Origin of the sequence: Salipiger sp. PrR002 (assembly GCF_010500775.1) — a bacterium.
In the GTDB taxonomy this organism is placed as follows: domain Bacteria; phylum Pseudomonadota; class Alphaproteobacteria; order Rhodobacterales; family Rhodobacteraceae; genus Salipiger.
In genome coordinates this window covers 21,515-35,422 of sequence record NZ_JAAGOU010000019.1, presented here as the reverse complement: position 1 = coordinate 35,422, position 13,908 = coordinate 21,515, and the positions used below count along the sequence as shown (strand labels likewise).

The window sequence follows — 13,908 nt, the reverse complement described above, 5'->3', positions numbered from 1 at the left end:
TCGCCGGATCCGGGCGCGTTTTTCATTCCGGTTCCGGCAGGGCATTTTTCCCGCCCGTAGAAGACTTTTTATGCGAGTATTCAGATGTTTAAGTGGCCACGCGCATTTGCGAGCGACGAAAGGGGCAGTGTCATTGCGGAAACGCTCATTGCGTTCCCGATCCTGACGCTGGTCACCTTCGGCCTGATCGAGGTCGGCAACATCATGTGGGAGCGCGAACAGATGCAGGCGGGGCTGCGGGATGCAGCACGCTATTGGTCGCGGTGCCGACCGGCGACGGCCAATTTCGCCTCGACCTGCTCTGAGGACTATGCCCGGAATATCGCCTTCTACGGCGGGCCAAGCAGCAGCGATACGCTGCGCGTGCCCGGTTGGAGCGATCCGTCGCAAATCACCTTCACACCCGCCAAGGCGGATCTGCCGACAAATCCCGCGCCGGACGATCTCGTGGTGGTGTCGGGGGAGGTCACATACTCGCGGCCGGGCGCGATGACGCTGCTTTTTGGCGAGTCTTTCACCATCGCGCATTCGGTCGAGCTGAGGCACATCGGATGGTGAACCTGCTGCGTCTTCCACGGCGGTTCATCGCCCAAACGTCAGGCTACGCCATGACGGAGACGATGATGATCGCGCCGCTGCTGATCGTGCTCTGCGGCACGCTGGTTGAAACCACTCTGATGATGTTTCAGTGGAACCAGACGGTGAAGGCCTTGCAGGTCGGCGCGCGGCGGGCGGCGGTGTCGACGCCACTGACCGATATCAGCGCCCTGACGAGCTATGACAGCGCGGTCGGGCAGGGGGATCCGGTGCCGATGCCCGGGTCGAGCGGAACGCCGCGATCGGTGTCCTGCGGCGCCGGGGCCGATCCCTGTGACACGGATGCTTTGGCGCGGTTGATGAACGGCAGTGGTCTCACCGGGATTCAGGACATCGCGCCGTTCATCGGGCCCGAGAATATCAGGGTCACCTATCAGGAATCCGGTCTGGGCTATGTGGGTCGGCCCTTTGGCCCGGTTCTGACGGTGACGCTGGAGGTTCGCAACCTCGCGTTCGACCTGCTGCTCATAGACGATCTGGTTCCGGTCAACATCCCGGCGCACCCGGTCGCGATCACAAGCGAAGATCTCTCCGACTGCGAAGGAACATGCTCATGAACATGACAGTGGATGGTCCCAAGGCAATCGCCAGCATTCCCATGACGCGCATAATGGTGCTGACCGGGGAGGGGGCGGACAGCGCCGAGGTCGCGGCGCTTGTGGAGTTCTCGCCGCGCCTGACGGTGACGCAGCTTGCGGCCGCGCACATCCGCGAGCAGCTTTCGGGCGGCGGCGGCGATCTGATCATTGCCAACCTGCAGACGCTTTCCGACGCCGAGATGACCGTGCTTTCGGACATCAGATCGCTTGCGCCGCAGCTGCCGCTGATCGTGGTGACGCCGCAGCTCTCTCCCGAAGAGACGCGGCGGCTGTTCAAGCTCGATATCCACGACTGGCTGCCCAAGCCGCTGCAGGCCGGAGACCTGATCGAAAGCATCCAGAAATCGATGCGCGCGCGGCAGACCGGCAGCAACAGTGTGCATGCGGTGGTCTCATGCGTCGGCGGGGCAGGGGCCACGACGCTGGCGCTGAGCATGGCGGACAGGGCGGCGACGCAGCTGGTGCGCAAGCGCGGATCGGTCGCGCTGTTTGATCTGGATTTCTCGCTCGGCAATTGCGGCTACGCGATCAACATGGTCAACGAATTCAACCTCGGCAGCGTTGCGGCGACGCCCCGGCGCGTTGATCCCGAGTTCATGAAGGTCATCCAGAAGAAGCATCCCAACGGCTTTTTCCTTTACTCCTTCAAGCGCCCGGAACTGAACACCGAGCTGAACGGCTATGAGCTGGTGCTGCGGATGCTGGACGCGGTGAGCGCCGAGCATGACCACACTTTTCTCGACATCCCCTATTACGAGACCGAGTGGAAAGAAGACGTCTTCTCTGCGGTCAACAGTTTCACGCTGGTGTGTGAGCTGAACCTGCCGTCGATCAAGCACACGCTTGACCAGATCGAACGCATCCGGGCGCTGCGCGGAAAGGACGTGCCGGTGCATGTGCTGATCAACAAGCATGAATCCAGCCTGTTTGGGCAGCGCATCGGCACCCGCCGCCTGCGCGAGCTGTTCGAGGAAACGCCGTTCCACTTCGTGCCGCTTGCCAAGGGGCAGATCAGTCAGGCGCTGGATCGCGGCGTGCTGCCCAGCGAGGTGAGCAAGCGGTCGCGTTTCCTCAAGGCGCTGACGAAATACATGAAGGCGGTGCAAATGACCGCGGAGATTGCGAAATGACGGGATACAGGCTCACACGGCGGCACCTCTTCGTGCTCACGCTGGGCGGCGTGCTGACGGCGCGGGCGGCGCTTGCCGAGAGCGCGAGCGTGCCGCGCAGCCACGGGCCGAGCAGCCGCGAGATCGTGCGCTATGACGGCGGCGAGCCTGCGGGCACGATCCTCATTTCCAACAAGGGCCGGACGCTTCTGCGCGTGCTTGGGAAGGGTCGGGCCGAGCGCTACCGCATCTCGGTGGGGCGCGAGGGCTTCACTTGGGTTGGCACCACCTATGTGGGCCGCAAGGAAGAATGGCCGGGCTGGCGTCCACCGTCCGAGATGCGGCAGCGCGATGCCTCGCTGCCCGACTATGTGCCGCCGGGCCCCTACAACCCGCTCGGCGCGCGGGCGCTCTATCTCTACAGCGGCGGCAGCGACACGCTCTACCGCATTCACGGTACGAATTCTTCCGCCACGCTTGGCGGTTACGAGACCTCTGGCTGCTTTCGCCTGTCAAACGCGGATGTGCTCGAGCTCTTCGGGAAAGTTGCGATTGGAACAAAGGTGATTGTGCGTTAGCGCAGGGAGGGTACCCCTATGGCAGGTCGGTTTTTCAGAAAGTCGGAGGCGCCCACGCCGGCGTCTGACACGGTTGTCGCGCTGAAGACGACCGAGCCGGTCAGACCGGCGCAGGTGGCGCAGGCCGCCTATGAGCCGCCGGATTTCGTCAATGAGCGGGTGACCCTGCACCGGTTCCTGATCGACAAGATCAACCTGTCGATCCTCGACACGATGGAAGAGGACGAGATCCACGAGGAACTGCGCCCGCTGGTGCGCAGCTACGCCAAAGAGCACAACTTCCCGCTCAGCGCCTCGGAGCTTGACGCGCTCATCGTCAGCATTGGCGACGAGATGCTCGGGCTCGGTCCGATCGAGCCGCTGCTGGATGACGACACGATCAGCGACATTCTGATCGTCGGGGCGGGCACGGTTTTTGTCGAACGCTTCGGGCGGCTGGAACGCGCCAAGGTGCGCTTCAAGGACGAGGACCACCTGCTGCGCATCATCAACAAGATCGTCGCCTCGGTGGGGCGGCGCGTGGATGAATCCTCGCCGCTGGTGGATGCGCGCCTTGCCGATGGCTCGCGCGTCAACGTGGCGATCCGCCCGGTGGCGGTGGACGGGCCGCAGGTCTCGATCCGCAAGTTTGCCAAGCGGCCCTATTCGCTCGACCGGCTGGTGGACAACAACGCGCTTGCGCCGGGCATGGCGGCGCTGCTCGCCGCGGCGGTCGAGGGCAAAGTGTCCATCGTCGTCTCGGGCGGCACGGGCTCGGGCAAGACCACGATGCTCAACGCGCTGTCGTCCTTTATCCCGCATGACGAGCGTCTGGTGACCATCGAGGACGCGGCGGAACTGCAGCTGCAGCAGCCGCATGTCGTGCGTCTCGAGACGCGCCCGCCGACGGTGGACGGGCGCAACGAGATCCTGCAGCGCGACCTTGTGAAGAACGCGCTGCGGATGCGCCCGGACCGGATCATCATCGGCGAGGTGCGCGGCGGCGAGGCTTTCGACATGCTGCAGGCGATGAACACCGGCCATGAAGGGTCGATGTCCACGATCCACGCCAACAACCCGCGCGACGCCATCGCCCGTATGGAGCAGATGGTGGGCATGGCGGGCATGCCGATGAGCCAGACCAGCATCCGCGCGCAGATCACCTCGGCGATTGATCTCATCGTGCAGCTTGAGCGTCTGCGCGACGGCTCCCGCCGCGTCACCTCGATCGCCGAGATCACCGGCATGGAAGGCGACGTGGTGCAACTGCAAGAGATCATGGCGTTCAAGCGCACCGGCGTCGACGAGCACGGCAAGGTGCTCGGCAGTTTCCGGGCCACCGGCATCCGCCCGCGCTTCCTCGAGGATCTGCAGTCGATGGGGCTCAAGCTGAACTCCGATCATTTCGATCCGTCGAAGGAGCTGTGAGATGCTGAACGCACCCATTGCCATCTATGCCCTGATTTTCGTCGCGGTGCTTCTGGTCACCGATACGGTGCTGCGTGCGGCTTTTTCGGCCCGGCGCAACTCTTTGGAGGTGCGCAACAGGCTTGAAGCGCTGAAGCTGAAAAGCGGTGCCGAAGTCGCCTATTCCGAACTGCTGCTGCGGCGCGGGGTGGGGCGCGGAGAAGGCCGCGAGTCGATGTTTCAGACGCTGCGCCGCTTCTATGCGCAGACCGGGCTCGACATGCCGCTGACCAAGCGGCTGCTCATTCTCACCGGGCTCTTTCTGGCGGGCGCCCTGCTCGGGAGGGCCTTCGTCGGGCTGGGCGGCGTGCTCAATCTGGCCTTCGCCTTTGGCTTCACCTTCGTGCTGACCGGCGTGCTGCTCTACCGCCGCCGCCAGTCCCGCATCAAGAAGCTGACCGCCCAGCTTGCCCCGGCGATCGACATCATCGTGCGCAGCCTGAACGCCGGTCACCCGCTTGGTTCGGCGATTGCGTTGGTGGCCCGCGAGATGCCCGATCCGCTGGGCTCGGAGTTCGGCATCCTGAACGATCAGATGACCTTTGGGCTCGAACTGGATCAGGCGATGCTGAACATGATCGAGCGGGTCGGCGCGCCCGAGCTTAACCTGCTGGCGGTCACCGTCAGCGTGCAGCGCGGCACCGGCGGGAACCTTTCGGAAATCCTCGACAACCTTGCGCAGATGATCCGGGCGCGCCTGCTGATCAAGGCGAAGATCCGGGCAATCTCGGCGGAAGGGCGCATCACCGCGTGGATCATGATGGGCTTTCCTTTCTTCCTTTTCTTCCTGATCCGCAGCATGGAGCCGGCCTATTTTGATCCGGTCTGGGAGAGCGGCCACGGCCCGACGCTGATCACCGTCGGTCTGGTGATCATGGCCATCGGCATGATCATCGTCCGCAAGCTGGTGAATTTCGATTACTGACCGGCGAGGGTGCCGGGGAGGTGTGTGATGAATGAGACCCTGATCCTGATCGCGATTTTCGTCGCGGTGCTTATCGCCAGCTTTGCGCTGATAAATGCGCTGATCCAGCGCAAGGACGTGCAGCGCAACATCGACGACACGCGGCGGCGCAAACGCAGCGACACCGAGATCGACGAGTTGCTCGGCACCGGAAACGAGCGCCTGCGCTACTATCTCGATGTCGTTCAGAACGGCCATAAAGACAGCCTGAAGATGCGCCTCGTGCAGGCCGGGTATCTGTCGCGCTCGGCGATCGCCAAGTTCAACCTGCTGCGTCTCGCCGCCTCGTTCTCGGTCTTTCTGCTGGCGCATCTTCTGCTGCAGAAGTTCGCACCCGAAGCGAGCCGGACGCTGCTGCTGGTGCTGGCCGCCATGGCGGGCGGGCTGGTCTTCATCCTGTGCTCGATGGTGCTGGAGCGGATCGGCGCCAAACGCATGCGCGAGTTCCGCAAGATCTTTCCCGACTTCATGGACCTGCTGCTGGTCTGCGTCGATGCGGGTCTCAGCATCGACGCGGCGATGGATCGGGTGACCCGCGAGTTTCTGCAGTTGGTGCCGGATTTCGGCGTGCAGCTTTCGATCATCAACCTCGAAATCCGCGCCGGGCGGCCGCTGCATGAGGCGCTGAACAACTTTGCGACCCGCGTCCGTATTGATGAGGCTCGCACGCTTGCCGTGCTCTTTCGTCAGTCAGAGGAACTGGGATCGAGCGTCAGCCGCACCCTGCGGACCTTTGCGCGCGAAATGCGCGATCAGCGTCTGGTGAAGGCCGAGGAAAAGGCCAATGCCCTGCCGGTGAAGATGCTGTTCCCGATGGCCCTATGCATGTTCCCGGTCAGCATTCTGATCGTACTGGTGCCGATCATGATGACCATCCTCGAGATCTTCCAGACCATGGCGCCGGGCTGAGACCCTTCGGCCAGCGCCCGCGTCGGGCAGCGCGCAAAAAGAAGGGCGCCGGTTGCGAGACCGGCGCCTTTGCTGTGTCAGAGAACGCCCGCTCAGCGCCGGTCGCGCCGCTTGCTGGCCGCGACGTTGCGCCAAGCCAGTTCCAGAAGGTCGAGCGACAGTTCCGGCTCGCGGTCGAGATAGCGGCAGGCGGCAAGGATGTGCCGCATCAGAAAACCGGGATGCGCGCCCGACGTGACAAAGCCCGCCTCTTCGTATTTGCGGTTAAAAAAGACCTCCATCACCTCTGGCTGCCATGCGATCTGCAGGCTGTCGCAGGTGTCGCGGAAGATCTGAAGGTAGTCTTCCTTGGTCGGCGAGGGGACGTGGATCTTGAAGTAGATCCGGCGCAGCGCCGCGTCGTCCCCCATCTCCTCGGGCAGCATGTTCGACGAGAAGACCACCAGCTGATCGAAGGGCACGCCGAACTTCTTGCCGGTGTGCAGCGACAGGATGTCGAAGCCTTTCTCCAGCGGCACGATCCAGCGGTTGAGATAGGCCTGCGGCGGCTCTGCCTGCCTGCCGAAGTCGTCGAGAACGAAGACCCCGCCAAGCGCCTTGAGATGCATCGGCGCCTCATAGAAGCGCGCCGTATGCTCGAAGGAGAGATCCAGCATATGCAGCATCAACTCGCCGCCCGCGATCACCACCGGGCGATGGCAGGGCACCCAGCGCAGATCCGAGCGCGGCAGATCCGCGGGCAGATCCGCGCTCTGGTGCAGCGTTTCGTCGTAGAAACGGATGATCTGATGGCCGACGAGGATAGCATAGGGAAAGCTCACCACGTCGCGGAACGACATCCCCAACGCCTCGGCAAGCGAGGTCTTGCCGTTGCCCGGCTCGCCGTAAAGCAACATCGAGCGTCCGGAGTTGGCCGCGGGCCCAAGCTGCGCCTTGAGAATATCCGGGATCACCAGATGCGACAGCGCGCGGTCAAGCTCGGTGCGGTGGATCTCTTCGTGGCTGATCGACTGCCGCCGGATTTGCGCCTCGAACGCCTCGAGCGTCACCGGCGCGGGCCCGATGTATTGCGACACGTTGAGCGCATCCAGCGCCCATGCCTTGCCAAGATCGGTCAGCGTGTAGCGGATGTCGGACTTGATGTCGGCGCTGTCGAGCCCCTGCGCCTCGACCAGCATCAGCGCGCTCATCTGCTTGATGAGCTGGCGGCAGACCAGCTTGGGCAGTTTCACCACATCGGCGATCTGCGCCGGGGTGAGCGTGCCGCCCGCGTGCAGGACCTTGCACAGGTGGTTGATCAGAAAACTCTCGGAAAGCCCGGTCTCTTCAACGGTCTTGGGCGCGGGGCCGGGGAGAAAGAACTGGCCTTGGGGATCCGCGCTGCCTTCGGCATCCAGCGGCGCGCTGGCTGCGGCGGTTTCGGGCTGGCCCGTCTCAATCGGCGGGCTTGTCTCAATCGGCTGGGGTGTCTGAACGGGCTGCTCTGAAACGGTCTCCTCCGGAGACTTTGAAAACAGTTTCACAATGGACTCCTCTCCAAAATGTCACTCGCTAAATAATCGTCAGTGAAAATGCACTCGCGGCAGTCTACCCCGCATCGGCGCAATTAAGTAGCAAAATCTGCATGTCTGCCATGGGCGAATTCGCGCCCGAAAAATGATGGCGCGGGGCACCCGGCGCGACGACAAAATCACCCGCGCGGAAACACCCGCCCGTCGAAAAGCTTGCGCGCGGTGCGCAGGGTGCCAGCGCGGATCACACTGCCGTGACGTTGTTGCAGAAATGCTGAGGGGTGAGTGTCCCTTTCCCGTTCAGGTTTAGGCCACGCGGACGACCTCGGCGGTGCCGAGCGCGTTGAAGCGGTTGATGAGTGCGACGCGGATGTGGATTTCGGCGGTCTGGCGGTCTGGGTCTCTCGCGGCGATGCGGTCGCCGAAGGCTTTCAGGCATCGCATCTTGGCCTCCACGCGGCTGCGGGCGTGGTATCCGGTCCACCGCTTCCAGAACGCCCGACCGAAGTGACGCGTGGCGCGGAGGGTTTCGTTGCGCGCCTTGGCAGCCGGGCAGTCTTCTTTCCAAGCCCGACCGTTCCTTCGGATGGGTATGATTGCCGTGCCGCCACGTGCGATGATGGCGCCATGGCAGCGACGCGTGTCGTAGGCTCCATCGGCAGTTACGGTGCCGATGTCCTCGTCCTCGGGGATCTGGCCCAGCAGGTCCGGCAGGACGGGGCTGTCGCCTTCCCGGCTGGGGGTGAACTCGACGGCCCGGATATCCGAGGTGGCGGTGTCCATCGCCAGATGCACCTTGCGCCATTGGCGGCGACCCTGAATGCCATGCTTGCGGGCCTGCCATTCGCCGTCGCCAAGAAACTTGATGCCGGTGCTGTCCACTAGCAGGTTCAGCGGCCCGCCGGCGCGGCGATAGGGGGTCTGCACCTTGAGGGTCTTCTGTCTGCGGCACAGCGTCGAGTAGTCCGGAACGGGCCAGTCCAACCCTGCCAAGCGCAGGAGGCTCGCGACCATCCCGGCTGTCTGCCTGAGCGGCAACTTAAACAGAACCTTGATCGATAGGCAGAACTGGATCGCGGCATTCGAAAAGACCGGCGGGCGCCCCGGGCGTCCCTCATGCGGCGCGTGCCAGGTCATCTCCTTGTCCAGCCAGATCAGCAGTGACCCGCGCTTCCTGAGCGCATCGTTGTAGGTGGACCAGTTCGTAGTGCGGTAGCGGGCGGGCTTGGGCTTGCTCATGCCGCTCGTCTAACCGCATGGATTCGTGATGTGAATCCTTCACGGTAGGAGTTCTGCAACAACACCGGTGACATGAGCAATCTCTTCTGACTGACCGACGCGCAGATGGCACGTCTTGGCCCCTTCTTTTCCAAGTCACATGGGAAGCCCCGGGTTGACGACAAGCGGATGCTGAGAAGGATTATCTTCATCAACCGCAATGGTTTGCGCTGGCGCCACGCTCCTGTGTACCGACCCGGTGAACACCTGCTCATGCTACAAGGGAGAACGTAGCAAGGAGGACGACGATGGAAGATAGCATCAAGAGTTGGACGGCGAAGCGGAAGACGACTCTGGTGATCGAGATCATCCAGGGCGAGACGACCGTGTCTGAGGCAAGTCGATCATTCGACCTCACACCCTCTGAGATCGAGGGCTGGGCAGAGGATGCGAAACGCGGCATGGAGAACTCGCTGCGCGCCAACCCGCCCGACATCCGCCAGCAATACGAGATGCAGCTCAGTAAACGGCAACTCTTGACCGAAGTGCGCAGCAACGCGGAGGCGGGCTGCAGACCAGTTTGGGCCGCTTCCTGCGCTGTCCTGTCGACCAGAGGCAGCACACTGACCAGCAGCTACCTGCGCCTAGCCGCCGGCCGGGCGAGGCGCTTTGCATGACCGGAGCCAGCCCGAATTTGCCGTTCGAGCCGACTTGGGGGTGTTGATAGCGGACTTTCGTCAGAGGTTCCCTGATATGACTTGCCTCTGGCGGTCTCTCACTCCGGCCCGGTGATCTCCAGCTGTACCTGCGCGTACCAATCCGCCACGGCGCGTATCTCTTCGTCGGTCATATCGGCAGCGATGGTGGACATGATGTCGTGCTTGCGCTTGCCGGTCCGGAAGGCCTTGAGTTGGGTGTCGATGTAGATGTTGACCTCGCCTGCAAGGTTGGGAGCTTCGGGAAGTAGCGCGATACCGTCCGCGCCGTGGCAGGACACGCAAGCGGCGGGCGCATCGGCTTCGGTCACGCCGCCCGGGAGGGTGGCGCTGGCCGTGTGGGCGGCATACCAGGCGGCAACGTCCGAGATTTGCTGCGCTGTGAGGCCTGCCGCCACAACCGACATCATCTCGTGCTCGCGCGCGCCGGTCTTGAAGGCCATGAGCTGGCTTTCAAGATAGAGCTCGGGTTCGCCGCCGATATTCGGGGCGATGGGGATTTGCGCTATGCCATCAATGCCGTGACAGGTGCGGCACATATTGGCGACCTTCCGCCCCGCCGCCGGATCGCCAGCGGAGAGCGGAGAACCCCCGGCGAGCATCAGCCCGCCGAGGATCATCAAGGCAGCAGCCCTCATTCGGATGCCTTGGGCGCATAAGCGATGCGCCAGATAGCCCCGGCGAAATCGTCCGACACCAGCATTGAGCCATCGCGGAGGAAAGCGATGTCCATCGGGCGACCGCGATACTCGCCGGTTTCCTCGTCGAGCCATCCGTCTGCGAAGACCTCGGTCGAGGCGGCGTTGCCATCTTCGTCGAGCGCGGTGAACATCACGCGCGCACCGACCGGAGTGGTCCGGTTCCACGAGCCGTGCTGCGCCGAGAAGATCCCGCCCTGATATTTGCCGGGGTAGGAGCTGCCGCTGTAAAAGCTCATTCCCAGATCAGCCGCATGTGCCTGCATGTTGACCTGAGGCTCGACGAATTCCACTCCCTCGGGCCGCTCGACATCCGAGTAGTCGGGGATCTCGGTGCCGCCGTTGGTCCAGGGGAAGCCGAAGTGCTGACCGGCTGCGGTCTGGCGGTTCAGCTCGCCGGGGGGGATGTCATCGCCCATGCCATCCACTTGGTTGTCGGTGAACCATAGCGTGCCGTCGGCGGGGTTGAAGTCATGCCCGACCGAGTTGCGGATGCCGCGGGTGTAGACCTCGCGCCCGGTGCCGTCAGTGTTGATCCGAATGATGCCGCCGATGCCGATCTTGTCGTACATCTCCAGCTTGTCCTTTGGCTGGACGTTGTGCGGCTGGCCGAGCGAGATGTAGAGCTTGCCATCTGGTCCGACTCGACAGACCCTCGCTGTGTGGTTGAAGCTCTCTTCCTCGGCGGGGATCAGCTCGCCTTTGGGGATCACCTCACCCACTGCCGGATCAGGACCTTCGAAGAAGAACTCCGCCGCAGGGAAAGTCAGCACCCGGTTGCGCTCGGCGATGTAGAGAAAGCCGTCGGGCGAGAAGCATGGCCCGTTCGGCACGTCGAAGGTGATCGAAGGGGCGAAATCCTTCACCTCGTCCGCCACGCGGTTGCGGTCACGGTCGACGATTGACCAGACCTTGTCCTTGCGGGTGCCGGCAAAGACTACGGTGCCCTGCGGCGCGACCGCCATCGAGCGTGCGTCCGGCACGACGGCGTAGAGACTGACTTCGAATCCGTCGGGCACGTTGATGTGCGGCACGATTTCCTTCAACGCCTCGGCGCGCTCCCCCTCCTGATCGATAAAGGTGAAGGTGGCGTCGGTGCGCTGCATGTTGGACAGCTTGTCCATGTTGTCCTGTGCCAGAACGGGTGTCGTCATGGCCGTCGACAATAGTAGACTTAACACAAAGTGCTTGGTTTGCATGGGTTCCTCCCTAAAGCGACCCTCCACACTCCGCGCGGCGGCGAAGCTCCTCCGGGAGAGCCTCAAAGAGGCTGCGGGCTGCCTAGACAATTTGTCAAGGATTCCTCCCAATTCACAGCGGCAACTCATGTGATGCTTTCACGTGACTTGCGCCACCGTGCTTTGTGTTGGCAAAAGAGCCTTCGATTCCGGCTGCCGTGGCGCAGGCGAGTCGATGTCCCGCCAGACCTTCGAGTCCTACCAGACTGCGAGCGGCACCTTTGTGGATACTGCCGAAATCTATTTCGACGGCGTCAGTAAAGAACTTGTCGGCATTTTCATCCGAGATTCCAAATCGCGCGTCGACATCGTTCCGGCTAAGAAGTTCGACTTCGACGGATCGAGCATCCCGCAGGCCAGTACTCCGGGTGGGGGCGGCAAATCCGATTCAGGCGAGGCGCGATGAAGCAATTTCAATGCACGCTGAAAGCGCGGCCGGAGTTGATGTGATACTTGGGAACTTCCTCACTGTGATGTAGAGGCTACGCTCCTACTGAACGGCAGCTTTCGGGAAATAATCTGAGCGGAGGGACATCCGCTTCCTGCGCATTGCCGCGGCTGCTCGCGACCAACGTTGCGCATGCAGCGAACGGCAGGAAGGTCCGCACTATACCCCGTCGGCGACCGCGCGGCGAACGTCAGCAAAGTGCAAACGGAATGGTTGCGCGGTGTGCCAAGGTATTCATCCCCAGTTGCAGGGGGCAGCCCTGTGGATAAAGGCCCCGGCGGACCTTGCTGCGTTGACCCTGGCCCAGCCTGCCCAAAAATCAGGCATTGATCTTAAGGGACGCTCTACGGCCTCTATGGCACCGCTGCCCTGAGCCCCCCTGACGCCACCCGCCCCGCCTTCGGCCGGGCATCAAGCCAGACCTTCCCACAAGCCGGCTCGCCATCCTTCGCGATATGGGTGCGCGTCCCGCTCGCCGCCTGCAAGGCCCGCCCCGTCCCCTCGGCCGGGGGCGGGCTGGAAAGCTCTGGCGGATTGATCAGAGGAGAGCCGCGCGGGGCGCGCGTCTCGCATGGGGCCGAAGGACAGGGCAGGGGCTCGACGGGCTGCGCCCGCTCACCCCCGCCCTGGCATGATCCTGTTTGTTTGTCCGCCCAACAGACCGGCCCCGGAAAGTCAAAAGACAAGCGCCGCGTGCCGCGCGTCGTCTCCGCCGGGTCCGTGTCCTCGCGCTGCGCGCTGCGGGCCGCACCACCCCCGTCTCCGATCCTTTGACTGTCCGTGTCCGGCCCGTGGGTCGGGCTTCGCCCTCTCCCACTCTGTTCCGCCAAAAACATGCGTTTCCGGTCAGACAGATTGGCCGAGGCGCAGCCCATCGGCGGAAGGCGGGCTCGCAGCCCCCACCGTCTCCACCACAAAGGAGGCCACAAATGGCAAAGGCGAAGTTTGACGTTTACCAGCACGTCACAGATGAGATCATTGCGCAGATCGAGGCGGGCACACCGCCCTGGCGCAAGCCCTGGACCGGAGGCGCAGGTGGCGCGCAGATGCCGGCCCGCTTCAATGGCGAGGACTATCGCGGCATCAACGTGCTGATGCTCTGGGCGACGGCGGCCAGCAAAGGCTATGCCTCGGCCCGTTGGATGACCTATCGGCAGGCGCAGGAGCTTGGGGCGCAGGTGCGCAAGGGTGAGACGTCGGCCACGGTGGTGAAGTTCGGCACGGTCGAGCGCGAGAGTGACGACGGCGACGAGCAGAAGATCCCCTATTGCCGCGCCTACCGCGTGTTCAATTCCGACCAGATCGACGGCCTGCCGGAGGAGTTCTACACCCGCCCCGAGCCGCCGCGGGATCTCGGCACCACGGCCGATCCGGACCTCGAGGCGTTCCTCGCCCGCACAGGCGCGGCGATCCATTCGACCCCGGAGCCGCGGGCCTACTATGACATCCGGGCGGATCGCATCCACATGCCGCCGATCGAGACGTTTCTGAGCGCGCAGGCATTTTACGGGACCGTTCTCCATGAGTTAACGCATTGGAGCGGTTCGGAAAATCGTCTCGACAGGTTCAAGAGGTTTTCCGACCGCACGGCGCACGCCTTCGAGGAATTGGTCGCCGAGATCGGCGCCTGCATGCTCGGCGTGCAGATCGGCGTGGCGCCGGAGTTTGACCAGAGCGCGAGCTATGTTGAAGGGTGGGTTGCTGCCATGAAAGGCGACACTCGCACGATCTTCCGCGCGGCGTCGGAGGCGCAGAAGGCGGTGGACTTCATTCTGGCGGAGGCTGGGCGAAACGACGCCGAGCAAGCCGCCTAAGACGTTTGCCACCTTGGAGCTGATGATGGGGCCTCGCTCACGCGGGGCCCGCCAAATTTCGCG

General features: G+C 63.4%; 14 protein-coding genes and 1 pseudogene. 11 read left to right on the top strand and 4 right to left on the bottom strand.

The annotated features are described in order from the left end of the window. The first annotated feature begins 84 nt into the window (after positions 1-84). The 7 genes from G0A00_RS17585 to G0A00_RS17555 are packed head-to-tail and all read left to right on the top strand — an operon-like array spanning position 85 to position 6,202. Positions 85-558 (top strand): TadE/TadG family type IV pilus assembly protein, encoded by a 474-nt coding sequence (locus tag G0A00_RS17585; RefSeq protein ID WP_164182976.1) that lies wholly within the window; start codon positions 85-87, stop codon positions 556-558. Next, a complete protein-coding gene (locus tag G0A00_RS17580; RefSeq protein ID WP_164182974.1) occupies positions 552-1,154 on the top strand; it encodes a TadE/TadG family type IV pilus assembly protein in 603 nt (200 codons plus the stop codon). The genes G0A00_RS17585 and G0A00_RS17580 overlap by 7 nt, the downstream gene beginning before the upstream one ends. Beyond that, the gene (locus G0A00_RS17575) at positions 1,151-2,326 is read left to right on the top strand and encodes a response regulator/pilus assembly protein (protein WP_164182972.1); all 1,176 of its coding nucleotides are present in this window, start codon (positions 1,151-1,153) and stop codon (positions 2,324-2,326) included. The genes G0A00_RS17580 and G0A00_RS17575 overlap by 4 nt, the downstream gene beginning before the upstream one ends. Next, positions 2,323-2,883 carry a L,D-transpeptidase gene (locus tag G0A00_RS17570; RefSeq protein WP_164182969.1) on the top strand — a complete coding sequence of 187 codons (561 nt, stop codon included), beginning with the start codon at positions 2,323-2,325 and terminating at the stop codon, positions 2,881-2,883. The genes G0A00_RS17575 and G0A00_RS17570 overlap by 4 nt, the downstream gene beginning before the upstream one ends. Positions 2,884-2,901: 18 nt before the next feature. Further along, entirely contained in the window at positions 2,902-4,290 is a 1,389-nt protein-coding gene (locus G0A00_RS17565) for a CpaF family protein (protein ID WP_164182967.1), read from the top strand. 1 nt (position 4,291) lies between these two features. After that, on the top strand, positions 4,292-5,254 hold the full coding sequence (locus tag G0A00_RS17560; RefSeq protein WP_164182965.1) for a type II secretion system F family protein: 963 nt from the start codon (positions 4,292-4,294) through the stop codon (positions 5,252-5,254). Positions 5,255-5,281: 27 nt separating this feature from the next. Then, a complete protein-coding gene (locus tag G0A00_RS17555) occupies positions 5,282-6,202 on the top strand; it encodes a type II secretion system F family protein (RefSeq protein ID WP_164182963.1) in 921 nt (306 codons plus the stop codon). A 92-nt stretch (positions 6,203-6,294) separates the two neighbouring features. On the opposite strand, the gene G0A00_RS17550 is transcribed toward G0A00_RS17555, so the two are convergent. Both G0A00_RS17550 and G0A00_RS17545 read right to left on the bottom strand, forming a co-directional pair. Further along, positions 6,295-7,725 (bottom strand): AAA family ATPase, encoded by a 1,431-nt coding sequence (locus tag G0A00_RS17550; RefSeq protein ID WP_164182961.1) that lies wholly within the window; start codon positions 7,723-7,725, stop codon positions 6,295-6,297. 294 nt (positions 7,726-8,019) lie between these two features. After that, positions 8,020-8,952, bottom strand: a complete 933-nt coding sequence (locus G0A00_RS17545) for an IS5 family transposase (protein ID WP_164182959.1) — start codon at positions 8,950-8,952, stop codon at positions 8,020-8,022. A gap of 90 nt (positions 8,953-9,042) precedes the next feature. On the opposite strand from G0A00_RS17545, the pseudogene G0A00_RS17540 reads away from it, so the two are divergent. Together G0A00_RS17540 and G0A00_RS26560 are read left to right on the top strand one after the other, a co-directional pair. Further along, positions 9,043-9,177: pseudogene (locus G0A00_RS17540) on the top strand (transposase); the annotation flags it as partial. 62 nt (positions 9,178-9,239) lie between these two features. Then, positions 9,240-9,608, top strand: a complete 369-nt coding sequence (locus tag G0A00_RS26560; protein WP_235953144.1) for a DUF1153 domain-containing protein — start codon at positions 9,240-9,242, stop codon at positions 9,606-9,608. A 98-nt stretch (positions 9,609-9,706) separates the two neighbouring features. Here the strand turns inward: G0A00_RS26560 and G0A00_RS17530 are convergent, their stop codons facing one another. Then, a complete protein-coding gene (locus G0A00_RS17530) occupies positions 9,707-10,285 on the bottom strand; it encodes a cytochrome c (RefSeq protein WP_164182957.1) in 579 nt (192 codons plus the stop codon). After that, positions 10,282-11,499 carry a sorbosone dehydrogenase family protein gene (locus tag G0A00_RS17525; RefSeq protein ID WP_164182955.1) on the bottom strand — a complete coding sequence of 406 codons (1,218 nt, stop codon included), beginning with the start codon at positions 11,497-11,499 and terminating at the stop codon, positions 10,282-10,284. The genes G0A00_RS17530 and G0A00_RS17525 overlap by 4 nt, the downstream gene beginning before the upstream one ends. 187 nt (positions 11,500-11,686) lie before the next feature. Between G0A00_RS17525 and G0A00_RS17520 the strand changes: the two genes are divergently transcribed. Both G0A00_RS17520 and G0A00_RS17515 read left to right on the top strand, forming a co-directional pair. After that, positions 11,687-11,989, top strand: a complete 303-nt coding sequence (locus tag G0A00_RS17520; protein ID WP_164182953.1) for an aldo/keto reductase — start codon at positions 11,687-11,689, stop codon at positions 11,987-11,989. A 971-nt stretch (positions 11,990-12,960) separates the two neighbouring features. Further along, positions 12,961-13,845 (top strand): ArdC family protein, encoded by an 885-nt coding sequence (locus G0A00_RS17515; RefSeq protein ID WP_164182951.1) that lies wholly within the window; start codon positions 12,961-12,963, stop codon positions 13,843-13,845. The last annotated feature ends 63 nt before the right edge of the window (positions 13,846-13,908 follow it).

Bases quoted from the DNA above. Each gene is read 5' to 3' on its own strand.
- G0A00_RS17585 (WP_164182976.1), top strand. From the start codon at position 85: ATGTTTAAGTGGCCACGCGCATTTGCGAGCGACGAAAGGGGCAGTGTC.
- G0A00_RS17580 (WP_164182974.1), top strand. From the start codon at position 552: ATGGTGAACCTGCTGCGTCTTCCACGGCGGTTCATCGCCCAAACGTCA.
- G0A00_RS17575 (WP_164182972.1), top strand. From the start codon at position 1,151: ATGAACATGACAGTGGATGGTCCCAAGGCAATCGCCAGCATTCCCATG.
- G0A00_RS17570 (WP_164182969.1), top strand. From the start codon at position 2,323: ATGACGGGATACAGGCTCACACGGCGGCACCTCTTCGTGCTCACGCTG.
- G0A00_RS17565 (WP_164182967.1), top strand. From the start codon at position 2,902: ATGGCAGGTCGGTTTTTCAGAAAGTCGGAGGCGCCCACGCCGGCGTCT.
- G0A00_RS17560 (WP_164182965.1), top strand. From the start codon at position 4,292: ATGCTGAACGCACCCATTGCCATCTATGCCCTGATTTTCGTCGCGGTG.
- G0A00_RS17555 (WP_164182963.1), top strand. From the start codon at position 5,282: ATGAATGAGACCCTGATCCTGATCGCGATTTTCGTCGCGGTGCTTATC.
- G0A00_RS17545 (WP_164182959.1), bottom strand. From the start codon at position 8,952: ATGAGCAAGCCCAAGCCCGCCCGCTACCGCACTACGAACTGGTCCACC.
- G0A00_RS26560 (WP_235953144.1), top strand. From the start codon at position 9,240: ATGGAAGATAGCATCAAGAGTTGGACGGCGAAGCGGAAGACGACTCTG.
- G0A00_RS17530 (WP_164182957.1), bottom strand. From the start codon at position 10,285: ATGAGGGCTGCTGCCTTGATGATCCTCGGCGGGCTGATGCTCGCCGGG.
- G0A00_RS17525 (WP_164182955.1), bottom strand. From the start codon at position 11,499: ATGACGACACCCGTTCTGGCACAGGACAACATGGACAAGCTGTCCAAC.
- G0A00_RS17515 (WP_164182951.1), top strand. From the start codon at position 12,961: ATGGCAAAGGCGAAGTTTGACGTTTACCAGCACGTCACAGATGAGATC.